Raw genomic sequence first — 23,486 nt, forward strand, 5'->3', positions numbered from 1 at the left:
GGCGACCACCGACTTCCAGGCCGTCATGAATGATCGCGGTCAGACGATCGGCTCGTAGAAGGGCCCGTCGGGAGCGAAGTCACGAGAACAGACAGTCACGTCCTCGCCCCTCAGATACGACAGCATCCAGTCGCTGAACGACATCGGATGCTCCTCGAAGATTCCGTCGCCGCTCTGATAGACGACAGTCTCCCAGTTCTCTGACATGTCCTTGGGAACCCGGAGGAACATCGTCTCGCCTGAAGCGGCCGATCCCCAGGCAAAGATCTCCCCTGGCCCCGTTCCCACCGAATAGGACGCCTCGTTCTCCGGCGCGACGGCCCAGGCCTCGATATCGCCTCTGATCCAGTCCCCCAGTTTCCCACGCTCCACGCCCGGGTGACTGGTCGCGACCTGATTGTTGATCAGCACCGGCCCGTACGCGTCGCAGAACTCACGAAAGTCCTCGGGAAACACAATCCCGAGCTCTCCCTCGAGTTGCGACCAGGGCTCCGGGTCGGACCAGGCGAACCGCGGCTCCCCGAGCAGCGCCTTGATGTCCTCAAGGCTGGTCATACATCCCTCCTATGCATGTCGTGCCGTCTCCGGTGTGCTTCCCTCTGCCTCGTCCTCTGCCAGGAATTCCACCACTGCCAGCGCGATGAGCAGCACGAGCGCGATGCCGACGACGACCCAGCCCGTGGGGTAGCTCCACAGGAGGTACGTCAGGACAGCCGCGGCAACCAGCACCCAGGTGATCCAAGCCCGGTAGCGGTGAACGAACGGGCCGACCGGCCCGGTCCGCAGACCCGCGCGGCCGGCGGTGGAACGGACCGCTCCGATGCCCGCATTCCACGACTGCCGTACGAACGTTGCCCGTCGGCCGTGGCCGGTCAGCCAGGCGGCCAGCGCGATCACTACGCCGAGCACCACGGTCATCCGGACCGTGGTGCGCAGGTAGCGCGTCAGTGTGTCGTAGACGGCCCCGGCGGCGGGCTGCGAGACGTTGTCCGGCAGTGCGTTCAGATACACCACGCGGAACACGCTCAGGACAAGGCCGAGGATCAGCATCGCGAAGGCGAAGGCGAGTGCGGAAATCACGAGCGTTCGCCGACGGTGGACGGAGAGCAGAACGCCGGCGGCGATCAGCACGACCGCGATCACCGGCAGCCAGAACCCGGCGACCTCAAGGACCTGGAAGGCGGTCTTGACCTTGCCGATGTTGTCGGCTCGCAGGACCGTGAAGTCGGTGTGCACTTCGGGGATCTTTGCGGCCACCGTCATTCCTTCGTCGACGAGGCGTTGCTTGACCTGGTCGACGACCGGGCCGAGGTCGACGGTCACCGAGTCGTTGTTGATCTTCACTGCGCTGTCGGCGCTGCCTGTCAGGGCTTTGTCCACAGCCGCGTGGATCCGGCGGTTGGCGTCGATCCAGATCTTCTTGAAGGTGTCGGAGGCGACGATGTCCTGCGCCTTGTCGTGGACGAAGCTGCGGACGGCGTTCTCCAGGGCGCCGCCCAGCTTGCCGAGCGCCTTCTGCAGGAGGGGCCGGTCCGCAGGGCTCGCACCCTCCAGCAGGGTCGCCAGGTCGATGTGTTCCATCACCGCGTTGGTGACCCGGTTCGCCGCGGCCGCCTGGATGTCCGGGTCGGAGGCGAGAGGTGCGACCGTGTCGACGTACCGGTTCGTGTTGCCGACCTCGTCCGCCGTCCACGCGGCAACGGCGCCGAGCGGTGCGAAGACGCAGCCGATCACGATGAGCAGCGCCGCGAGGAAGGACCTCCACCGGTGCCGGGGGACCCGGGACGCCAGATCGGCCTCCAGTGCCGCGACGCGGGTGCGCAGCTGCTCCACTCCGGCGCGCGCGTCGTCCGCGCCCGGCGCCCCGGGGTGCTCCGCGCCTCCGTCCGGGCCGGTCGCTCCGTTGTCGGGCATTGCAGGTCCTCCCAGCACGGATGGGTGGATACCAGCAGACCCCGCGGACCGGGCACACGCGAGCTGTCCAGGGCCACACGGGTACGTGCACGGTCTTGGCGTGGCGCTCCGGATGCGGCGGCCCGCTCAGCCGGGCGGTGCGGTCTCCGGTCGGTGCCCGCCGCCGATGCCCTGACGGTCGCCCGTCCTCGCCATGGCGCGGCGGACAGGGTCGGTGAACTCCCGCTCGACCGCCTCGTCCAGGAGCCCCAGCTCCGTGCGGACCGCCGGCAGGTGTTCGGCCGACAGGGTGTCCAGCAGGCCCTCCAGCAGCACACGGAGCCGCCGGCAGATCTGGGTGGACCCCGCCCCGTACTCACGGATTTCGGTGACGGCGAGCTGGAGGTAGTCCTCCCAGCCCCGGCTCGGCACCACCAGTCGCGGCCGGCCACGGTCGTCGCCGAACACGTAGCGGCGGCGGATTTCCGTCCTGCCGACGGTGTACAAGAACGCCTCGATGTGATTCAGCACCTGGACGGCGGTCGTGGGGTCGTTCACGGCCGGGGAGAGGGCGCGGATGGCGATGTCGACGAGAACGCGCAGGGCGAAGGCGGGGTCCTGCTCGATGGTCCGCTCGGGGCCGAGGGCGATGAGTCCGGTCACCCGCCGCGGATCGGGCGTCGAGGTCCCGCCGTGGACTTCGACGACCGTGGCGCCGGGCGGTACGAAGTCCCCGACGGGGTGGGTGACCACGAAGGTGCAGTCGTGGCGGACCGCGGCGACCGTCAGCCCGGCCATGTCCAACGCCTGGATGGCTCCGCCGCGTTCGGACCGGATGCGCTTCACCGGGCCGCCCGGCAGTGCGTGTTCATCGTCGAGGAGTGCGGAGCCGCCGGTCTTGGCCGCCCGGCGGATGAGGATCTTCTCCCCCATCCGTCCGACCAGGTCGGCGATTGCCACCGGCCGGAGGTTGTGGGTGAACCGGCTGAGGTAGACCAGCAGAAGCAGCAGGCTGACAGCGACAGCCAGCCCGGCCAGGGTGACTCCCAGGTCGGGGACGGAGTCCGACTCGATGCTGCGCAGCAGGGAGAAGGCGAACGCGAACGTCCCGGTGAAGGTGGCCAGAACGGCCTTCTGCAGACGGTCCCGGTACCACAGGCGCATGTACCGCGGGGACAGCGTTCCCGTGGCCTGCTGGACGACGAGAACACCGATGGTCACGACGAATCCGAGCAGGGCGACCATGGCCCCGACGATGGCACTCAGCACACCGCTCGCCGTTGTCGCGGAATAGCGCCAGCTTGTCGGCAGCCAATCCGTTACGTCCACGGCCACGGCGTACTCCGCGAGAATCACGCCGAGTACGAATCCGAACAGCGGGACGATCCACAGGCTGGCCTTGGCGTATTGCCGCAGCCGGAACGCGGTCGCCCAGGACATCATCGTCCGCACCCGCGGACCCTTCCCCTGCTGATCACAGGCGCAAGGCTCGACAGCACGGACACCCTCCGGGTTCAGTTCTGAAGTCAGGCCTTCGCGTCCACGGTAATGCCGCTCCTCGGCGGGCGCAGAGACAGGAAGCCGTCGCCGTTCAGTCGCCGTTCAGTCGCCGTTCAAAGGAGCCGCTGCCGGCTCGACAGGCCCATGGTGAATTACTTGCTTAAGCTGTCCGGGTGACACCGAGTCGGCGCGGCGGCAAATGGGTGATCTACATCCGCGACGCGAGCGAGCCGTACTGAGGGTTGCGTACGCGGTGCGTTTTTCGGCACGAGCCGAAAGGGGCTCACGATGGACGACTACCCGCTGATCGAGAATCACGGCCTGATCGGTGATTTGCAGACCGCGGCGCTGGTTACCACCGATGGGACGATCGACTGGTTCTGTTGTCCACGCTTCGACTCGCCAAGCGTTTTCGGCGCTTTGCTGGACCGTGAAAAGGGCGGGCATTTCACGGTCGCCCCGGCCCACAAGACCTACGCGACCAAGCAGTTGTACTTTCCCGACACCGCGGTTCTCGTGACCCGGTTCATGACCGAGGCGGGCGCCGGCGAGGTGGTCGACTTCATGCCGGTGACCGGGCGGACGGCCACCCCTCGCCATCGTCTGGTCCGCATGCTGCGGTGCGTGCGCGGCAGCATGTCCTTCGAGATCGAGATCGCCCCCCGGTTCGACTACGGCCGTAAGCCCCACAAGCTGCACATCACCGACCACGGTGCGGTGTTCGCCTCGGAGGGACTGGAGCTGACCGTGCACGCGGTCCGGGAACCGGGGGACGAGCGACTGGTGAACTCCCTCACAGGCGAACAGGACCTGCACTTCTCGCTGACCCTGCAGGCGGGTCAGGAGCGGGGTCTGGTCATGGAGTCGTCCGCCGACGGACCGCCGCGCGAGATCCGCCTCACCGAATTCCAGGGGCTTTTCGACGACACCGTCCGCTACTGGCGGTCCTGGCTCGGCCAGTCCCGCTACTCGGGCCGGTGGAGGGAGGCGGTGGAGCGCTCCGCCGTGACGCTGAAGCTGATGACGTACGCACCCAGCGGCGCTCTGGTCGCGGCCCCGACGGCGGGGCTGCCGGAACAACTGGGCGGCGAGCGCAACTGGGACTACCGCTTCACCTGGATCCGCGACGCCTCGTTCTCCGTCTACGCCCTGCTGGGACTGGGGTTCAAGGAGGAGGCGACCTCCTTCATCGGCTGGCTGCGCGACCGCGTGAAAGAGAGGGCGGGCAATGCCAGTGATACGGGGCCGCTGAACATCATGTACCGGGTCGACGGCTCGTCCGACCTCGTCGAAGAGACCCTGGAGCACTGGGAGGGGTACCAGGGCTCTGCCCCGGTGCGCATCGGCAACGGCGCCGCGGACCAGCTGCAACTGGACATCTACGGCGAGGCGTTGGACAGCATCTACTTCGCCCACCAGCACGGGATCCAGCTGGACCACGGGGGCTGGACCTCGCTGCACACTCTCCTCGACTGGCTCACCGATCACTGGGACCAGGCCGAGGAGGGCCTGTGGGAGACCCGGGGCGGCCGCAAGGACTTCACCTACGGCCGGGTGATGTCCTGGGTCGCCTTCGACCGCGCGTTGCGGCTGGCTGCCGCCAGCGGCCGGCCCGCCGCCGTCGAGCGCTGGAGCCGTGAGCGGAACAAGATCTACGAGCAGGTTCTGACACAGGGCTGGGATGCCGGGCGCAATACCTTCGTCCAGCACTACGGCAGCGATGTGCTCGACTCCGCGCTGCTGCGCATGCCGACAGTGGGCTTCATCACCCCCGACGACCCAATATGGAAGTCCACGCTGGACGCGATGGACCGGGAGCTGGTCTCAGACAGCCTGGTCTACCGGTACAACCCCGAGGCCTCGCCAGACGGGCTGCGCGGCTCCGAAGGCACCTTCTCCCTGTGCACGTTCATGTACGTCGACGCGCTCGCGCGGGCCGGGCGGCCCGATCAGGCCAGACTCGTACTGGAAAAGATGCTGACGTACGCCAACCATCTGGGCCTGTACTCCGAGGAGATCGGCCTGACGGGGCGGCAACTGGGGAACTTTCCCCAGGCATTCACCCATCTGGCCTTTATCGACGCGGCCATCACCCTGGACGCGACGCTGAACCGGGCCGGCAGCAACGGGACGTAGGTGCCGCGGGGTACGACGGATCAGCCGTCCAGGGCGAGTCGGACCGGCCTCACGGGCCCGGCGGCGCGGGGCCGAGCAGCACGACGGTGTCACCGACGCGCGGCGTGACCGCGTGGGCCGGCGATGAGCCCCGTGTCGTCGATCACGATGTCGCATCCTGCCGACACGGCGATCACAGTGGCGAGCTGCGCCAGCGTGCCGAGCGTCTCGCCGAGCCGGAGGGTGCGCAGCGTCAGCCACAGCAACGCGGCTCCTACCGCGCCGCCCGCAAGACCGACGGCGATGCTGAGGAAGAGCGCGCCGAAGTGGAATCCCTTGCCGACTTCGAAGTTGCTCGCGACGAGGGAGTGGAAGACGAGGGCCCCGAGGATGCCGCCGACCGGGTCGATCAGCGACCCCTCCCAGATCAGGATGCGGCGCATCTCGTCCGTCGGGCGTACGTAGTCGAGCAGCGGACCGACGACCGTCGGCCCCGACACGACGAGAATCACGCCCAGCATCACGGCCACCGCAAGCGGAACGCCGAAGAGCGCCGGGCCGAGACCTGCGGTGGCCGCCCAGGTGAGCACCACACCGAGCAGCAGCAGCCTGGCCACGACACTGCGGACAGGGCCGGTGAGATGGCGGAAATCCAGTCCGAGACCGGCGTCGTAGAGAATCACCGCCACGGAGAGCGACACCAGGGCGGAGAAGTCCGGCCCCACCAGCCGGTCCGGATGGATGACGTCGGTCAGGGCGCCCGCGGCGAAGCCGACCGGCAGCAGCACGATCAGCGCGGGGACACGCAGACGGCTCGCCAGGATCTGGGAGCCGACCGCGAGTACCACGGTCAAGCCGATGCCGAGAAGGATCTCGTCGTCAGTCAGAGCGGGTTCTCTCCTCGGATTCGGGGGCGCCTTGGGGATTGAACCGGCTTCGGGCGGGCAGCACGCGACTCCGTCGGGCGGACACCGGTCCGGCCACCCGGTCGGCTCACGCGCCTTCACCCGTTCCGGCAGTCCCCCGAGATGCGAGACGTACCTGGTCACGGACAATTGGCCTGACCCCGCCGGACAGGAAGTGCATGCGATGAGCAAGGGCAGCCGGACCTCCGACGACGTAGCGCACCTGTCGCCCCGGGAGCGGGCGGACAGGGGCAAGGCGGCCCGCAAGCAGGTGCCGAGATCGAGCCATGCCGGCTTCTCCCCCGCCGCGGGGCGGCCGGACCCGGTGGACGTGATCGAGGAGCAGTCGGCCACGCGGGTGCCCGAACTGGTTCCCATCCGCTACGGACGCATGACGGAGTCGCCGTTCCGCTTCTACCGGGGTGCTGCCGCGATCATGGCCGGCGACCTGGCCTCCACCCCACGCTCGGGAATCACGGCCCAACTGTGCGGAGACGCCCATCTGTTGAACTTCCGGCTGCTCGCCTCCCCCGAACGGCGGCTGATGTTCGACATCAACGACTTCGACGAGACACTGCCCGGCCCCTGGGAATGGGACGTCAAGCGGCTGGCAGCGAGCCTGGTCATCGCGGGCCGGGAGAACGGCTACACCGACGAGGAGCGTGCGACGATCGTCCGGGCCGCCGTACTGTCGTACCGCGAGCGGATGCGCCTCTTCGCCGGCATGGGCAACCTCGAAGTGTGGTACGCCCGCGCCGACATGGAACAGATCCAGGCTGTGGTGGACCAGAGGCTCGACAAGAGCACCCGTGGACGTCTGTCGGCGGCCATGACGAAGGCGCGGACCCGGGACAACCTCAAGGCGTACGAGAAGCTCACCCGGATCGTCGGTGGTGAACGCCGGTTCGCCGCCGATCCGCCGTTGGTCGTACCGATCGAGGACATGATGCCCGGCACCGAGCGCGACCGGATCGAACAGCAGCTCCGCGAGCTCGTCGACCGGTACGCCCGTACCCTGGAAACCGACCGGAGGCACCTGCTCCGGCAGTTCCGGGTGGTCGACATCGCACGCAAGGTGGTCGGCGTCGGGAGCGTCGGGACCCGTTGCTGGATCCTCCTGCTGCTGGGCAAGGACGACGAGGATCCGCTGATCCTGCAGGCCAAGGAGGCCGACCGGTCGGTGCTCGCCGCGCACGTCGGCGAGAGCAGGCACGACAACCAGGGGCAGCGCGTGGTCGCGGGACAGCGCCTCATGCAGGCCGCCAGCGACATCTTTCTGGGCTGGGACCGGGTCGTGGGAATCGACGGCCGCCGACGGGACTTCTACATCCGCCAGTTGCACGACTGGAAGGGCATCGCAGTGCCCCAGATCATGGTGCCGAACGATATGCGGGTGTTCGGCGAGCTCTGCGGTGCCACCCTGGCCCGTGCTCACGCCCGCTCCGGGGACCGGATCGCCATCGCCGCGTACCTGGGCGGCGGCGACGGTTTCGACCGTGCGCTGACGGAGTTCGCGGAGAGTTACGCGGACCAGAACGAGCGCGACCACCGGTCCCTGGTCGACGCGGTACAGACCGGCCGGGTGGCCGCCGCCCCCGCATGACACCAGCCGGATGGTCAGTCGCCGTCGGCCGTGCCACCGAGGCCGGGCGCGCTCCGCTGAAGGTCGGCATCGGTGAGGGGTTCCAGCTCGCCGTGGGTGTCCAGCCAGTAGAGCAGGACGACGGCAGGTCCGATGAGCAGCACGGCGATGAGCGTGACGACGCCGAGCCAGCGCAGCGTCGTGGGAGCGCCGGCGGCTTCCGTCACAGTCAGGGACGTGGGGATGAGGTAGGGACGCTGGGCGGCCCCCCAAGCGATGACGGCCGCCGCGACCACGCCGACGGCAGTGATGCGGGACCAGGCACCGGACGCCCGGAGCAGGAGCCAGACCGTGGCGGCGGCGCACACTGCGGCCAGAACGACGAATGCGAGGCCGAGGCCGCCCGTGAGCCCGTTCCACACATAGGGGGCGTCGCCGTGAGTGACGGCGAGCGCTGCCAATCCCAGCACGGCTACGACGGCGAGGCTGCCGAGGGCCCGCAGCCGGAAGTAGCCGACGAGGTCGGGCGCGCCGAAGCGTGCCGCGTCTCTGGCCAGGAACACCGCTGCGAGGAAGGCCGTCGATGCGACGGTGAGCAGCCCGAAGAGGACGGAAGTGGGGTTGGACCAGGCCTCCGCCGAGGCTTCGGTTCCCGGCACCACCCGGCCCGAGGCGATGCCGCCGACGGCCGCGCCGAGGAAGAACGGGGTGAGCAGCGAGGCGACGGCGAACACCGCCCCGAAGATGCGCCGACGGGCCAGACGCCGGGCGGGTTTGCGCAGCGCGAACCCGGCGCCGCGCAGGACCATGCCGATGGCGGCGAGCGCCAGCGGCAGCCACATCGCGGAGAACACGGTCTGGAACAGCGTCGGGAATCCGGTCCACATGATGATGAAGACGAAGATCAGCCAGACGTTGTTGACCTCCCAGACGGGTGCCATGGCGTGGTCGATCAGCCATCTGGGGCGCTTGCCGCGTTCCGCACCGCCGGCGGTCAGGTCCCAGAACCCGGCCCCGTAGTCGGTGCCGCCGGCGCAGGCGTAGGCGGCCACCGCGAGCAGCAGTACGACGGCGATGAGGTTCGCGGTCATGAGAGCCAGTCCTCGTCCGCTCCGGACCCGGCGCCACGGGAGGCGAGTACGTCGGCGGCGGGCGGCCGGGAGCGGGGCCCGTACGGCGTGTCCGTCTCGGGTTCCTCGCCCGGTTCCCCGGCCTCCCGGCGCTCGTCGGCAAGCCTCCAGCGGGTACGCATCTTGAGCAGTACGGCGAGCAGTGAGCCGAAGATCAGCACGTACACCACGATCACCACACCAAGCATGATCCACAGGCTGGTGGACCGGGTCGACGTCACTGCTTCGGCGACCCGCATGTTCTGGTAGACGATCCAGGGCTGGCGGCCCACTTCGGTCGTGATCCAGCCGCATTCGACGGCGACGACCGAGGCGACTCCCGCACAGGCCGCGCTGCGGAAGAACCACGGGGAGGCGGGCAGCCGGCGGTGCTGCAGCCAGACCAGGCCGTACCAGAGGGCGATGAGCACCAGCAGCGAGCCGATCACGACCATGAGGTCGAAGGCCCAGTGGGCGATGGTGGCCTGAGTTGCCGTCGGCCGGTGGCTCGCCGGAACGGATGTCAGCCCCGTCACCTTGGTGCCGGGACTGAACCCGGCCAGGATGGAGTCGAGTTGGGGGATCTTGATGCCGCCGGAGATGGTTCCGTCCGGGTGAAGGCGTCCGAACAAGTACTCCGGCACATGGGTGTCGGTCTTCCAGACGATCTCCGTCGCGGCGAACTTCACCGGCTGCTTGTGGAAGACCGACCGTGCGATGGAGTCTCCCAGCATGAGCTGCACCGGGGTGAACACCGCGGCAACGGTGAAGGGAAGGGTGAAACCCAGCCGGTGGTAGCGGTCTCTGCGGCCCCGCAGCCAGCCGACCGCGTAGACGCCGGCGACGACGTATCCCGCGGTCACCAGCATTGCCACGACGAAGTGCCAGTACTGCGGTCCGAACATCGGGGTGAAGATCGCCGACCAGATGTCGACGTCGACGGGGTTGCCGTCGGAGTCGAGTGAGAAGCCTTGGGGCGTATTCATCCACGAGTTGGCTGCCAGGATGCCGAACGCCCCGAGCAGTGCGGCTGCGGGAAGCGGCAGGCCGAGCAGGAAGTGGGTCCGCGGCTTCAGTCTGCGCCAGCCGTAGAGATAGATGGCGATGAGTACCGCTTCGAGGAAGAAGGCCCACGCCTCGACACCGAATCCGATGCCGAAGACGTCACCCCACTTGCCCATCAGGCCCGGCCAGAGCAGGCCGAACTCGAAGGACAGGACGGTGCCGGTGACAACGCCGACCGCGAACTGCACCGCCATGACGGCCGACCAGCGTCTGGCGAGGAGCAGGGCGACGGGGTCGTTGCGGCGCAGGCCGCGATAGTGCATCACCAGGGTGAGGAGCGGCAGCGCCACCCCCAACGGCACCAGGATGATGTGGGAGGCGAGGGTGAATGCCATGAGCTGCCTGGCCGGCAGCAGTTGAGCCGGGGCGTCCGCCAGCAGGTGGACCGTGGTATGCATACGTGCCTTTGCTGCTCGCGACGTGCAGGAGAGGGTCAGCCGCCGGTGGCGAATCCGGGGAAGAGGGTCATCCCGCCGTCCACGTAGAGGGTGGTCCCCACCACGTAGTCCATGAGGTCGGACGCGAGGCCTACGACGGCATGGGCGATGTCCTGGGGTTCGCCGATGCGCTTGTAGGGGATGAGCCGCAGCAGATCCTCCTGGGCCTGTGGCGTCTCCCAGGCGCTGCGGTTGATCGGCGTCTTGATGGCTCCCGGGGCGACCGCGTTCACTCGGATCTTCTGCGGTGCGAGTTCCTGCGCCAGTGTCTCCATCATCATCTGTACGCCGCCTTTGGAGGAGGCGTAGTTCACATGCCCCGCCCACGGGATGAGCTGGTGGACCGAGCTCATGCAGATGATCTTCCCTGCCGCGCTCGACACCTCCGGGACGACCCCGCGCCGCAGGAACTCCTTCGTCGCCTCCCGGGCGCACAGGAACTGACCCGTCAGGTTGACGTCCAGCACCTTCTGCCACTGGGCGAGGGTCATCTCGGTGAACGGGGCGTCGCGCTGCAGACCGGCGTTGGCGACGAGGATGTCGATCGTCCCGAACTCCTGGACCATCCGGTCCACCATGCCGACGACCTCGTCCTCCCTGGACACGTCCGCCTCGTACGCCGCCGCACGCACACCGAACGAGGTGATCTCCTTGACCACTTGCTCGGCGGCCTCACGGTCGGCCACGTAGTTGACGACCACGTCGGCGCCGGCCCGGCCAAGGCCGATGGCCGTCGCCTTGCCGATGCCGGAGTTGGCACCGGTCACCAGTGCCTTCTGGCCCTTCAGCAGATGCGTCGGGATCACGCCCTGGGGTGCGCCCGCGGTGGAATTCACGATTGCTTACCTCCTCGGTGCGCCGGTCGATCCCGGCTCGTCACAGAATCACCGGCGGACGGGGGCGGCACCTGCGGCGGAGCAGACATTGGGCCGCACGGCGGAGCATCTTCGCCCGGTCGGACCAGCGGCCGGACCGCCCTCAGTTCAGCCGGTCAAGGATGTGGTCGCCGACACGCAAGGCGTTGGCCATGGCCGTCAGCGACGGGTTGACCGCGCCGATGCCCGGGAAGAAGCTCGTGTCGACCACATAGAGGTTGTCGAGGTCGTGGGCCTTGCAGTTGACATCCAGGGCAGAGCTGTTCGGGTCGTCGCCGAACCGGACCGTGCCGGCCTGGTGCGCGGTGGCGCCGATGGGCATGCCCTTGTGCAAATAGATGCTGTGCGACAGCAGCTGATGTTCGTGCATGCCCAAGTGGCTGAGCATTCCCTGCAGTTTGTGCTGCAGGCGCTTGAGCCCGGCGACGTTGTTCTTCTCGTCGAGGGACAGATGGATCCTGCCGTCCGCGTCCAGGGTGACGCGACTGTCCGGAAGGGGAAGATCCTCACTGCACAGCCAGAAGTCGACGGCGTGATGGGCCAGTACCTCGAACGGCATGTCCGGGGTCACGGCTCCGGCCCAGCGCGGGGCCTCGCCGTGGATCTGCTCGGCGTCCGACTTGCCGAGCATCTGGATGCCGCCCAGCGGGTAGTCCCAGTCGTCCGCTCCCAGGTACCAGTCGTGGAGCGCGAGGGTCTTCTGGAACTGAGTGTCGTTGGGGTCCTTCGACAGGGCCATCAACGCCAGGTTGTTGTGCCGCATGTAGTGCCGACCGACCACGTCGGAGCTGTTGGCCAGTCCCCGGGGGTGCCGGTCGTTGGACGATGCCAGCAGCAGGGCTGCGGAGTTGACCGCCCCGCACGCGACGACCACGATGCCCGCCTCGAACCGGGCCTCGGAGCCGTCCGCGAGCCGGGTGACGACCGTGCTGACGCTCAGCCCGGACGGGTCGGTCTCCAGCCTGACCACCCGGGCGTTGGTGATCATCTCGACGTTGGGGTGCTCCAGTGCGGGCTCGACGCAGATCACCTGGGCGTCGGACTTGCCACGCACCAGACACGGGAAGCCGTCCACCCGGTTGCAGCGGATACAGACGCTGGAATGGGTCGCCCGGCCGTTTCCGTCCTGGCTCAGATTGACGCCGATGGGCAGGTGGAACGGGTGCAGTCCGCGCTTCTCGAGGTCGTCGCTGAGCTGTTGGATGCGCGGCTCGTGTTCGACGGGCGGGTGCGCGTACTGCGCGCTCACCGGTCCTTCTCCGGGGTCCTCGCCGTGCCGCCCGTGCACCAGGTAGAGGTGTTCGGCCTGGGTGTAGTACGGCTCCAGGTCCTCGTAGCGGATCGGCCACGCGGGCGAGATGCCGTCGTGGTGGCGGATTTCGCCGAAGTCCTCGGGGCGCAGCCGGAACAGGGCGGCGCCGTAGAACTTGGTGTTGCCGCCGACGTAGTAGTTGACCTCGGGCGGGAACTCGTTGCCGTGCTTGTCGAGCCAGAACTCCGGGGCCCGGTACTTGCCCTTGACGAACACGGCGGTGGAGTCCCAGTTGTCCCGCTCACGCGGGAGGAAGTCACCGCGCTCGAGGATGAGCACGCGTTTCCCTGAGGGGGCGAGCCGGTGGGCGAGCGTTCCGCCGCCGGCACCGGTACCGATGATGATGATGTCGTAGTCAGGGGCATCGCCCACGGCGACCACCGTCCTTGCGCTCGCGGCCCTGCGCTCCCCGCCGGGACCTGTCACTGCGCGCTGCGGAAAGTACCCGTCCCACCCATTCGAACTTATCCGCCCTTTCGGTTCACGGCGACCGGACCGGTGCCGCCGCGGCCGTCGGGCCGCGGTCACAGGACGGCGATCGGATTCACCGGGGAGCCGGTGGCGGCGGGCAGCCGCAGCGGGGCGACCACACACAGGAAGCTCCAGCGGCCCGCGGCTGCGCACGCAGGAGCCAGCTCCTCGAACTGCAGATAGTCCATCAGGTGCAGCCCCATGGCGTGTATGGCCAGCACATGCACGGGAAAGGCGATGTCCGCAACCGCACTTGGGGCGGTGTCGTTGTTGCCGTCCGAGCCGAGCACCGCGACCTTCCGCTCGGCCAGGAACCGCATCGCCGTGGGATGAAGGCCGGCCCGGGCCTGCGCCGCGTTCCAGGCCCCGAGTTCCCGGCGCCGACGGCGGTGACCCACCCGGACGAGCAGCAGGTCTCCCGGGCCGGCCCGGACGCCCTGGGCGGCCTCGGCGGCGGTCAGATCGGCGGCCGTCACATGATCGCCGGGCTCCAGCCAGGGCACGCCGCGCAGTCGTGGGATGTCCAGCAGTACCCCGCGGCCGACGATGCCGTCCCGAACGACGTCCAGGGAGAGTGAACCGGCGCCGTCCGGTGTCACACTGCTCGCGGGGATGCCGTTGTAGAGCTCACCGTCGAACAGCACGTGGCAGAGCGCGTCGAGATGGCTCTCGGCGTCCCCGTGCACATTCATCGCGAACCGGTCGAGGGCGAAGTGCAGCCCGCCCGCGCCGATTTCACCGGCTGCGGGTCCGGTCATCCGGTGGTCCGCGGGTTCCGGGTTGTCCGGTCCGGGCCGGGTCTCGATGGGCGCGGCGAGGGACACCGTACGGCCGGACCGGACCTCGGTGGCGGCTGCCACCACGCGCTCGGGCGTCAGGTGGCCGAGCGCCCCGCGCCGGTCGTCCGGGCTGCGCCGGACCTCGTCGCGCAGGTGCTCGTAAAGCGCCCGGAACGCGTCCGTGGTCATGGCCTGCGGGGCCGGTGGTTCCGTGCGCGTGGCCATGAGGATGCTGCCTCCTGCCGACGAGTTGTGCGTACGGCCGTCACATTGTCGATCGGCCGGTCCGGGGCCGCGACAGCGGCGCCGGCCTCAGCCGCTGGTCCCCCACCGGCCGAGCCCCCACCGGAGCACATGGCTGCCGCCCGGCTCGAGGGTGGTGAGATCCGTACCGCTGCGGAAGGCGTCCGCCGGGCAGGACATGGCCTCCACGGCGACACCGCGCCGCCGCTCGGGTTCGGGCAGCGTGTCACCGGTGTACACCTGCACGTATCGGGTGCCTTCGCCGAGCCAGAGGTCGATGCCGTGGAGGCCCGAGGGGTGAGCCAGCCGCACCACGGCCCGGCCGGAGCCGTCACGGTCGAGTCCGGCGAAGGCGGTGTCCAGCTGCTGGTCGCCGATGGGGCGGGCGGTGCGGAAGTCGTACGGAGTGCCCTCAACCGGTTCCTGACCGGTCGGCAGGCCCTGCTCGTCGGTGCACAGCCGGTGGCGGGCGGGCACGGTCAGCAGTGCCGTGTCCACCGGACCGCTGCCCACGGTCAAGTAGGGGTGCTGGCCCACACCGTATGGTGCCGCGGTGTCCCCCACGTTGGTCGCGGTGAAGGCGACCTCGAGCCCCTCCGGCCCCAGCCGGTATTCGGCGAATACCTCCAGTTGGAAGGGATAGCCCGGCTGCGGGAAGAGCGTGGTGCCCACCCTGACTCCGTGGTCGCTGCGGGCGAGCAGCTGCCACGGGGTCCAGCGCAGCAGTCCGTGGATCGCGTTGTGCTTCTCCGGCTCGGTCAGCGGGAGTTGCAGGTCCTGGCCGTTGAAGTGGTAGCGCCCGCCGCCCACCCGGTTGGGCCAGGGGGCGAGAAGCTGCCCTCGGCCGCCGGTGATCCGTGCGTCGGCGGTGAACCCGTCCAGCAGCTGCCTGCCCTCGACCTCGTAGTGGCGCAGGGCGCCGCCCAGTTGGACCACGACGGCCGACTGCCCGCCGTGGCGCAGCTGCCACTGTTCTCCTGTCGCGCGCGGGGGCATGAGCGGCTCCTCGGTCAGTGCGGTGCGGGCGGCCGCCGCGCCCGCGGTTGGCCCGGGGGTGGAGCCGGTGAAGTCCCGCGCGTCAGCTCTCCGTAGGACTCGGAGCCGCGCACAGCGCCCAGATGACGAAGCCGTCGATGGCGATCAGCACGATCGCCCAGAACGGCGCGTAGGGCAGCCACAGGAAGTTCGCGATCATGGCCAGACCTACCAGCACCACACCGACGACCCTCGCCCACGTGGCGCCCTGGAACAGGGCGAATCCGGCGAGGACGATCACGATGCCGAGGATGAGATGGATCCAGCCCCATCCGGTGAGGTCGAACCGGTAGACGTAGTCGTTGGTGGCGACGAACACGTCGTCGTTGGCGATGGCGGCGATGCCCGCGAAGAGCGTCATGAAGCCGCCGAAAACCATCAGGACGCCTGCGAAGACCAACCACCCGCTGCCGAGGCCGCTCTTCGCCGAACTGCGCGCCGCAGCGCCCGTGTGGGTTCCGCTCACATGACTCGTCATGGTGCGCTCCTTCGTGTCGTACGACCGGCCTGACGGTCTCCCGTACGGCCGATCGGGTTACCTCCAACATCGGCCCAAGTGATCCGTTTCGCGACTCGGGGGCTGTTCCGCGGCGGCGCGACGCCGCTCTCAGGCCCGGTCGGCCGCGACGGCGGGCACGGATCGGGCGGGCTTGCCCACCGGTGAAACAGCACGTCCGGGAGGAAGCAGCTCGGCGGTCACGAACGCCACGACGGCCGCCAGGATCACCACGGGGGTCATGGCGACGCTGCCGAGCATCAGGACGACGAGCACCACACTGCTGACCGGCAGCCGCAGGGCACTGGCCGCCGCGGCCGCCATGCCCGCGGCCAGTCCCGGTACGACCCCCAGACCCGGAAGAGGCGCGAGCAGCACGCCTACCGCGCCGCCCAGGAACAGCGAGGGAAAGATGGGTCCGCCTCGCAGGCTGCCCAGACAGAGCGCGTAGGCCGCGCCCTTGCAGAGCAGTACGGCGATCAGGGCGCCGATCCCCCAGGCGTGCGGATCGGCGGCGAGCTTGGTCAGGGTTGCCTGACCGGACGAGGCCACGTCCGCGGGCGACCGGTCGGTGACGAGTGTGTACACGGCGGCGCAGGCGCCGGCGGCCAGCGCGCAGACGGCCGTGTGGACGACGGTACGCGTCGGGACGAAGGCGGCGACCCGCCGGCCTCCTACCTGCACCAGATGCACGGCGGCACCGATCGCGACGGCCATCAGCACCGACCAGACCACGTCTCCGGTGTCGAGATGCGGAATCGGTGCGCCCGGCTTCAGGGACAGACCGCCGGTCGAGAGGCCGGTCCAGTTGCCGAAGCCCGTGAACACGAGCGAACCCACCCCGCTGGACAGCAGTGCCGGCAACATGACGGCGAACAGTTGCGGACCGCCGACCCCCGCCACCTCCATGAGCAGCACCGCGGCGACCAGCGGGTTCCCGAAGATGGCCGCGAGAGCCGACGCGGCCCCGGCCGCGCCCAGGAGCGCCGTGGTCGTCGGGGTGACCGGCCTGCGGGCGAGGTCCCTGAAGAGGAGCGCCAGGCCACCGCCGAGGGCGATCAGCGGGGCTTCGGGGCCCAGCGTCGCGCCCAGCGGGAGACTGGCCACGGCCGCGAGGATCACCCCGGGCAGGGCCCTGGCTGTGGCACCCCCCGGTTGCAGTCCCGCCGCGGGGATGTGACCGCCGGCGCCGGGCAGATGTGTGACCACCAGGCCTACGACGATGCCGGCGACCAGCAGCAGGGGCAGCGGCCACCACCACGGCGGGGTGTTCCAGTCCAGGGCCTGCGGCAGATCGGCCCACATCAGACGCTCCAGCTCGCGGAGCGCGACGAGGAACCAGAACGCGGCGAACGACACCGGAATACCGATGAGGGCGCAGAACACGAGCGTTTTCAGATAGCCCGGGCTGCGCAGCATGGCGCGCAGCCGGTCCGCCTCATCCGGTTGCGTTCCGCCGTCGGATTTTGCCGGCTGCGGACTCGGCTCCGTCATGGGGTCGTCCCTTCCCAGTCCCCCATGTCCGGTGTCAGCTGTCCGGTGTCAGCCGAGGATCTGGCGCTTCTGTGCCGCGAATTCCTCTTCGGTCAGCGCCCCTTGGGCCTTCAGGTCGGTCAGTTGCTTGAGCTGATCGATCTTGCTGCTCATGTCGTCGCCGGGGTCGGCCGGCGGCGGTGCGGTCTGGGGGGCGGCGGGGGCCGCGGCCTGCTGCTGGTCGTCCTGCTGGGCCCATCGGCCCGCCTGTCGCCGCGATACTCGATTGGACACTGCGGTGGCGGTTCCGGCAACGACGGCGGTGCGTGCGACGCCACGGAGAAGTCCGGGCATGTTCACTCATCTCCCACGGTGAGTGCGGGGCGGAGCGTCGCGGGGACGGTCCGCGGATCATCTCTCTCAGCCGGCAAGCGGCCTGTCGGAGGCCGTCTCCTCGGCCGCGTCCAGCGAGGCCAGCAGGGCCTGGACGGGAATTCGGCCGCCCGCCACCAGCTGCGCACCGCTGCGCCGCATGGCCCGGGCGAAAGGTGCCGCCCAGAGGTTCTCGTACACCAGGATTCCCGCGGAGTTGCCCGGCTCCAGCGCGGCCCCGGCCTCGTCGAGGTCGTCCTGGCCCAGCAGCCCGGACGAGGCGCCCTCGAAGATGGTCAGGTCGACCTCGTCCCCGAGGTCCGTCAGTGCCAAGGCGGCTACCGAGCCGTCGCTGTCTTTACGGACGAAGAGCAGGTCGAGGATGCGGATGATGCCGCGATCGACCAGATCGACGAGCAGGGGGAAGCCCTCGCCCGTCATACGATTGCCGGGGAACTCGACAACCATGTAGTCGACGGGGCCCATCGCCTCGAAGTCGTCGCTCATCGCCACTCCTCACGAGCGGGTAGGGGTCCGGGCCTCGCGCGCCGCTCATGACGCGCGCCGCTCGCCACGGCAGACCGCGGCGGACAGCCCTCCAGGTCATTGCAGCACCCCACGGAGGGCTTCGCACTTCCACTTCCCACGTACGTCAGAACCGGGCGTGAGCGGTGATGTCCGCGCCGAACTCCTCGATCATCGCGGGCGTCACCGTCGGCCTGCACTGGGCGATCGCCGACAGATAGTCCTCTGTGCTCGCGCCGAGCGCCCCTTGGTCGCCCTTGCCGCTGCCGATCGTCTCCAGGTCGCGCTCGAACGCCGTCTGGGCGGCGATCCGGGCCGCGTGCTCGATGTCGGCGGGGGTGAACAGTTCGGTGGCCGCCACCAGGACCGTCACATCCACGTCGGGCCGGCCGTCCGTGTACCGGGACCAGATCGCCGCTCGGGCCGCCGTGTCCGGGGTGCCGATCGGGATCAGGTAGTCGAATCTGCCGGGGCGCAGGAACGCCGGGTCCAGCGAGCGGATGGAGTTGGTGGCGCACACCAGCAGGCGCTCGTCCCGCTCCCGGAAGCCCGGTATGAGCTTGAGCAGTTCATTGGTCACCCCGTGCATCCCGCCCGGCTGTGCGGGCTCGGTGCGGACCGGGGCGATCTCCTCGACCTCGTCGATGAAGACCAGGACCCGTTCGAGCTCGGCGATCCGGGCGAACGCGCTGCGCAGGGCGGCCGCCAGGTTGCCCTCGTCGGCAAGGCGGGACGGGAGCAGTTCGACGAACGGCCAGCCGAGCTTGGAGGCGATGCCCCGGGCGAACGTGGTCTTCCCGGTGCCGGGCGGGCCGAACAGGGCGATGGCCCGCGGCGGCCGCACCCCGTGCCGGGCCGCTCGCTCCGGTTCCGCGAGCGGCAGTACGACGCGCCGTTCGATGAGGTCCTTCTCCGTCTCCATGCCGGCGACCTTGGCCCACAGGTCGTTCGGCAGGAACCGGCCGCCGAGGTCTTCCAGCAGACTGGCCGCGGGGCCGTGGAGCGGCTCGACCTTCTCGAAGTAGGCCACGGCGGGCTGCCGCGTGTAGCCCGCGTTGAGCAGACCCTCGCCGAGCAGTTCTTCCTCGGGCAGTACGTAGGCGATACGGCCCACCCGGGCGGCGACGAGCCGTCGCTCCAGCTCCACCAGGAGGGCGCTCGCCAGTCCCCGGCCGCGCCAGGCCGAGGAGATGGCGATACGCATCACCCAGGCGCGCTCACCGGCCACGGATGCGAGGGCCGCGCCGATGGGGACGCCCTGGTGGACGGCGACCACGGCGGGCTGCCGCGAGGTGAGCGCGCCGATGCATTCGGCGAGTGAGAAGACCGATTCCTGTCCGAGTTCGGCTGTGGTGTCGATCAGGTGGACCACCGCCGCGAGATCGCTCTCGCGGTAGTCGTGGATGAGCCAGTTCACCGGTACCGCCCCTCGTTGGTGCTGTTCCGGTGAGGCTAGGGGCGGCTGCGCGGCGGGTCCTGCTCCACTGTGCACAATGCCCGGCCCGGAAACCCGACGTTACGTCGGTAGCCAGGACCGGCCGGGATCTGGCGGCCGGTGCCGGACTTCCAGAACAGGCGCTATGCCTCGGGGCCCGTCGTACGGTGGACGACGTTCGACTGCTCGCCGTAGTAGTAGGCCCGGACGCGGACGGTCGACTTCTTCTCGTCGGGCAGGGTGATCAGACCGATGGATTCGATGCCGGGTCCCGCGACCGCGGCGACGCGGAAGCCGGGGTCGCCGTCGGGCCGGAGTTCGATGAGGTAGCCCTCCTCGCCGCGGGCGTGGTCCTGCCAGGTGAGCCTGATGCCGTTCGCATGCATGACCGTGGCCTTCAGCCCCGTGGGAGCCGCTGCCGTCGTCCTCACCGAGTGGGACGGGCCGCTGTCGCCCGACAGCGGCCGTGGCTCCGCCCATTCGTGGTCGTTGCGCTGGTCCTGCTCGCTGAAGTCACCCGCGGGCAGGGTGACGTTCACCGCTGCGGAGGTGGGCCCGTAGAAGGGCCGCAGCCGGTAGTAGAAGGGTGTCTTCGGCATCAGATCGGGGTGCGTGAACGTCGCCCGGCCGGGCGGCAGGAATTGCAGGATGGTGTAAGGGCCGCCGGGCTCGGTGGCGAACTCGACGGTGCGGCCTGCGGCTCCCGGATCGCGGCCGTTCCAGCGCAGGGTGATGTCGGTCGGCGAGTCGAGCGTCGCTGTCAGTGTCATCCGCGGCTTCTCGGCGGTGGGGCTTTCGGCGGGCGCGCCCGCGCAGCCGGCCACGGCGGCCGACGCGACGGCGATGACGGCAGTGACGGCTGCGGCGGCCGACGCGCGGTACGCGCCCCGAACTGCGCTCATCCCGGCACTACTTGCGCCAGAACTTGATGCCGCTCCACACCACGGTGGCGGGTCCCTGACCACTGCTCGTCCGGTACGCCCCGAACTTGTCGTAGAAGCTGCCGCCCGGGCTGTCGTACGTGTGCTTCAGCGACCCGTTGATGTAGGTGCGGTGGCTGCTGCCCACCTGGTGAACGGTGTTGACCCGTACGTTCGTGCCGACCGTCGCCCCATTGGCCACGGTCGAGCCGCCGTGCACCGCGTACAGCCTGCCGCCGCGTTCCACGGCCAGCATGAAGTACGGCCCCGCGGACGGCGCGTCCCTGAACGTCTGCTTGAGGCTGATCCGGGTGCCGCCCAGGCTGGTGATCTTGAAGTAGCCCTCGAACTGGCGGGTGCCGCCGGTGTACGTGGCATACCTCCGCTCGGCGCGCTGATCGCCGCTGCCGGTCGAGCAGGTGAGCTTGAAGGTGAGGTTGTCGACCTGGCCGCAGCCTCTCTCCTGGACGTTGAACGAGGGCGACTGCGAGGTCCAGCCGCCCGGCTCGACTTCGGCGGAGGCGCTCGGGGCCACCAGCAGGACTCCGCAGATTCCTGCCAAGCCGGCGAGCACGGGGCGTTTACCGGTCATCTTCCACTCCCTCGACGCGGGCTGTTCAGATAGCTGAATGCTGGGCCGGTAGCTGAACAGCTCAGCGCGTAGCAACGTAAGGGCATGGCGTGTATACGTCAAGACAGTGGCCGGCTCTATGCCTGGGCGATCAGGCGGTCCACGGCCGCCGTGCCCGTGGAACGGACCGGCCCGAGGCCCCGCGCGTCGACCGGCTGCTGGGCGAGCGCCAGCATGGGCATCGGCCCCGGCTGCTGCACCTGCGCCGGTGGCTGTGCCTGCGGCAGCGGCTGGGGCGTCGGCTGGGGCGCCTGCGCCAGCATCGGCGCCAGCGGCTCCGGAAGCGGCTCAGGCACCTGGGTGCGCTGCCCGTACAGCACCTGCTCCATCGCCGACATCAGCCGCATCACATCCTGCTGCGGGCGCACCACCAGCCGCAGGAACCGGCTCGAACTGCCGATCTTGTTGCTGCACTCGCGCACCAGCACCCCGTGCTCGGCGAGCAGCCGGTCGCGCAGGACCGTCCCGTCCACGCCCTCCGGCAGGCGTACGTAGAGGAAGTTGCCCTGCGAGGGGTAGACGGTCAGGCCAGGCAGCTGGGAGAGCCGCCAGGTCATCTCCTGCCGGTCGCGGCGGGCCTGCTGAAGGCTCTCGGCGTACTCCTGGCGGTGCTCCTTCAGCATGAACACCACGGTCTCCGCGAAGGAGTTGAGGTTCCACTTCGGCAGTGCGGCCCGCACCTTGCCGGCCAGACTGGGATTCGACACGAGATAGCCGAAGCGCACGCCGTGCAGCCCGAAGTTCTTGCCCAGGCTGCGCAGCACGATCACGTTGGTCCGCAGAACGGCCTCCGCGGCGACGCTCGGCTCCTGTTCGGCGTCCGAGAATTCGAGGAAGGACTCGTCGACGACGATGAGGTCCAGGTCCTGGAGCGAGTCGAGCAGAGCGATGACCTGCTGCTTGGGCAGGAAGCCGCCGTCGGGGTTGTTGGGGTTGCAGATGACCGCGGCGCGGGAGCCACGGGTCCGGACGAACTGTACGAAGGACGTCGGATCGAGGCGGAAGCCGTGCGCCTCGGGCAGCAGGAGCATGTCGACGCGCTTGCCGGTCTCCATCGGCTGGTCGGTCCACCGGCCGAAGGTGGGGACGGGCACGGCCAGCGACTCGTGCACCAGCAAGTGGTCGATCCAGGTGATGAGTTCGGTGGAGCCGTTGCCCATGGCGACGGTCTGCGGGTTGAGCCCGAGCACCTGGCACAGCTCGGCGGTGATGGTGTCGGCACCGCTCGGGTAGTAGGTGAGGATCTCGCGCAGCCCGCGGCCGAGTTGGTCGAACATCGCGGGGGTGGGGAAGTACGGATTGCAGGGGATGCAGAAGTCGGTGATCTCACCGGCGGGGCCACCGCCTGCCCGGTTCAGCGTGAAGTACGACGGGCTGTGCGCGGTGGACGCGCGGAAGAGTGCGGTGACATTGCTGCCGGCCATTGACCCTGCCTCCCCTGCATGGAACGGCCCGTACGGATGCGCAGGGACCCTCCACGTATACGGAGGAAGATGGGGTGATGTTCACTCCTTCGGGCCCCACCTTCCGCGAGCTCGCCGTGCAGGCGCTCTCGTCCACCGAGCACGGCTACGACCTGCTCGCGCCGAAGTTCGACGAGACGCCCTTCCGGACGTCGGAGCGCCTGCTGGACGCGGTGGTTCACGCGGTCCGGCCGCTCGGCCCCTTCTCGTCGGGACTCGACGTCTGCTGCGGCACCGGCGCCGGCGTGGGTGTCCTGTGGCAGCTGTGCGAGGACCGGGTCACCGGTGTCGACTTCAGCGCGGGCATGCTCGCCGAGGCCAGGAGGTCGGCGGGGACCCGGCCGGGCGCCCCGGGCGGACCGGCGGTGAGCTGGGTACGGGCCGACGCCCGCGCTCTCCCCTTCGAGCGGGCCTTCGACCTGGCCGTGAGCTTCGGGGCGTTCGGCCACTTCCTGCCCCGGGAGCGGCCGCTGCTGTTCGCCCAGGTCCACAAGGCCCTGCGGCCGGGCGGCCGGTTCGTCTTTCCCATTCCCGCGCCGCCCCGGATCGGCTCGCGGCTCTACTGGACGCTGTGGGGTTTCGATGCGGCGATGCGCGTACGGAATCTGCTGTGGCGGCCGCGGTTCGTCATGTACTACCGCACCTGGCGGCTTCCGGATGTGCTGGCCGATCTCGGCCGGGCGGGATTCTCGATGGAGCTGGACCCGCTGAAGGAACTCGGCCGGCGGGCGGACGGCAGCCCGCGGTGCCGTCTGGTGATCGCCACCCGCCGGGGGTGACCGGCGGGGAGCCGGATCCCGAACGGGTCGGGATCCGGCTCCCTCTCAAAGAGCGGCGGGGCGACGGCAAC

20 protein-coding genes and 1 pseudogene are annotated in these 23,486 nt (G+C 69.4%); 3 read left to right on the forward strand and 18 right to left on the reverse strand.

Annotated features, from left to right (window positions below; genetic code table 11):
• Positions 1-39: 39 nt before the first annotated feature.
• From QFZ67_RS07990 to QFZ67_RS08000, 3 genes are all read right to left on the reverse strand, one after another.
• Positions 40-555 (reverse strand): SMI1/KNR4 family protein, encoded by a 516-nt coding sequence (locus tag QFZ67_RS07990; protein WP_307660397.1) that lies wholly within the window; start codon positions 553-555, stop codon positions 40-42.
• A gap of 9 nt (positions 556-564) precedes the next feature.
• On the reverse strand, positions 565-1,914 hold the full coding sequence (locus QFZ67_RS07995) for a hypothetical protein (RefSeq protein WP_307660398.1): 1,350 nt from the start codon (positions 1,912-1,914) through the stop codon (positions 565-567).
• 126 nt (positions 1,915-2,040) lie between these two features.
• Positions 2,041-3,336 (reverse strand): DUF2254 domain-containing protein, encoded by a 1,296-nt coding sequence (locus QFZ67_RS08000; RefSeq protein ID WP_307665764.1) that lies wholly within the window; start codon positions 3,334-3,336, stop codon positions 2,041-2,043.
• Between the two features lie 345 nt (positions 3,337-3,681).
• On the opposite strand from QFZ67_RS08000, the gene QFZ67_RS08005 reads away from it, so the two are divergent.
• The gene (locus tag QFZ67_RS08005) at positions 3,682-5,529 is read left to right on the forward strand and encodes a glycoside hydrolase family 15 protein (protein WP_307660399.1); all 1,848 of its coding nucleotides are present in this window, start codon (positions 3,682-3,684) and stop codon (positions 5,527-5,529) included.
• 119 nt (positions 5,530-5,648) lie between these two features.
• On the opposite strand, the pseudogene QFZ67_RS08010 reads toward QFZ67_RS08005, so the two are convergent.
• Positions 5,649-6,395 (reverse strand): annotated as a pseudogene (locus QFZ67_RS08010) (cation:proton antiporter); the annotation flags it as partial.
• 202 nt (positions 6,396-6,597) lie between these two features.
• Here QFZ67_RS08010 and QFZ67_RS08015 point away from each other — a divergent pair.
• Positions 6,598-8,016: a DUF2252 domain-containing protein gene (locus tag QFZ67_RS08015; RefSeq protein WP_307660400.1), complete on the forward strand. Its 1,419-nt coding sequence runs from the start codon at positions 6,598-6,600 to the stop codon at positions 8,014-8,016.
• Between the two features lie 14 nt (positions 8,017-8,030).
• Here QFZ67_RS08015 and QFZ67_RS08020 read toward each other — a convergent pair whose 3' ends face one another.
• From QFZ67_RS08020 to QFZ67_RS08085, 14 genes are all read right to left on the reverse strand, one after another.
• Positions 8,031-9,086 (reverse strand): cytochrome d ubiquinol oxidase subunit II, encoded by a 1,056-nt coding sequence (locus tag QFZ67_RS08020; RefSeq protein ID WP_307660401.1) that lies wholly within the window; start codon positions 9,084-9,086, stop codon positions 8,031-8,033.
• On the reverse strand, positions 9,083-10,567 hold the full coding sequence (locus tag QFZ67_RS08025; RefSeq protein ID WP_307660402.1) for a cytochrome ubiquinol oxidase subunit I: 1,485 nt from the start codon (positions 10,565-10,567) through the stop codon (positions 9,083-9,085). Before QFZ67_RS08025 ends, QFZ67_RS08020 begins: the two co-directional genes overlap by 4 nt.
• Positions 10,568-10,602: 35 nt before the next feature.
• Entirely contained in the window at positions 10,603-11,397 is a 795-nt protein-coding gene (locus QFZ67_RS08030; RefSeq protein ID WP_373430212.1) for an SDR family oxidoreductase, read from the reverse strand.
• Positions 11,398-11,584: 187 nt separating this feature from the next.
• Complete coding sequence (locus tag QFZ67_RS08035) at positions 11,585-13,165, reverse strand: GMC oxidoreductase (RefSeq protein WP_307660404.1); 1,581 nt, start codon at positions 13,163-13,165, stop codon at positions 11,585-11,587.
• A gap of 152 nt (positions 13,166-13,317) precedes the next feature.
• Positions 13,318-14,232, reverse strand: a complete 915-nt coding sequence (locus QFZ67_RS08040; RefSeq protein WP_307665765.1) for a cyclase family protein — start codon at positions 14,230-14,232, stop codon at positions 13,318-13,320.
• A 123-nt stretch (positions 14,233-14,355) separates the two neighbouring features.
• On the reverse strand, positions 14,356-15,282 hold the full coding sequence (locus QFZ67_RS08045) for an aldose 1-epimerase family protein (protein ID WP_307660405.1): 927 nt from the start codon (positions 15,280-15,282) through the stop codon (positions 14,356-14,358).
• A gap of 82 nt (positions 15,283-15,364) precedes the next feature.
• Positions 15,365-15,799 (reverse strand): hypothetical protein, encoded by a 435-nt coding sequence (locus QFZ67_RS08050; protein ID WP_307660406.1) that lies wholly within the window; start codon positions 15,797-15,799, stop codon positions 15,365-15,367.
• A 129-nt stretch (positions 15,800-15,928) separates the two neighbouring features.
• Complete coding sequence (locus tag QFZ67_RS08055) at positions 15,929-17,311, reverse strand: chloride channel protein (protein WP_307660408.1); 1,383 nt, start codon at positions 17,309-17,311, stop codon at positions 15,929-15,931.
• A 48-nt stretch (positions 17,312-17,359) separates the two neighbouring features.
• A complete protein-coding gene (locus QFZ67_RS08060) occupies positions 17,360-17,644 on the reverse strand; it encodes an SHOCT domain-containing protein (RefSeq protein WP_307660409.1) in 285 nt (94 codons plus the stop codon).
• A gap of 66 nt (positions 17,645-17,710) precedes the next feature.
• The gene (locus tag QFZ67_RS08065; protein WP_307660410.1) at positions 17,711-18,169 is read right to left on the reverse strand and encodes a DUF6325 family protein; all 459 of its coding nucleotides are present in this window, start codon (positions 18,167-18,169) and stop codon (positions 17,711-17,713) included.
• Positions 18,170-18,314: 145 nt separating this feature from the next.
• Entirely contained in the window at positions 18,315-19,604 is a 1,290-nt protein-coding gene (locus QFZ67_RS08070; RefSeq protein WP_307660411.1) for an ATP-binding protein, read from the reverse strand.
• 161 nt (positions 19,605-19,765) lie between these two features.
• Positions 19,766-20,524 carry a fibronectin type III domain-containing protein gene (locus QFZ67_RS08075; protein ID WP_307660412.1) on the reverse strand — a complete coding sequence of 253 codons (759 nt, stop codon included), beginning with the start codon at positions 20,522-20,524 and terminating at the stop codon, positions 19,766-19,768.
• A 7-nt stretch (positions 20,525-20,531) separates the two neighbouring features.
• On the reverse strand, positions 20,532-21,134 hold the full coding sequence (locus tag QFZ67_RS08080; protein WP_307660413.1) for a hypothetical protein: 603 nt from the start codon (positions 21,132-21,134) through the stop codon (positions 20,532-20,534).
• Positions 21,135-21,250: 116 nt separating this feature from the next.
• On the reverse strand, positions 21,251-22,597 hold the full coding sequence (locus tag QFZ67_RS08085) for a histidinol-phosphate transaminase (RefSeq protein ID WP_307660414.1): 1,347 nt from the start codon (positions 22,595-22,597) through the stop codon (positions 21,251-21,253).
• Between the two features lie 77 nt (positions 22,598-22,674).
• Here QFZ67_RS08085 and QFZ67_RS08090 point away from each other — a divergent pair, with 77 nt between their 5' ends.
• Positions 22,675-23,415, forward strand: a complete 741-nt coding sequence (locus tag QFZ67_RS08090; protein WP_307660415.1) for a class I SAM-dependent methyltransferase — start codon at positions 22,675-22,677, stop codon at positions 23,413-23,415.
• The last annotated feature ends 71 nt before the right edge of the window (positions 23,416-23,486 follow it).

This window comes from Streptomyces sp. V1I1 (assembly GCF_030817355.1).
Taxonomy (GTDB): Bacteria; Actinomycetota; Actinomycetes; order Streptomycetales; family Streptomycetaceae; genus Streptomyces.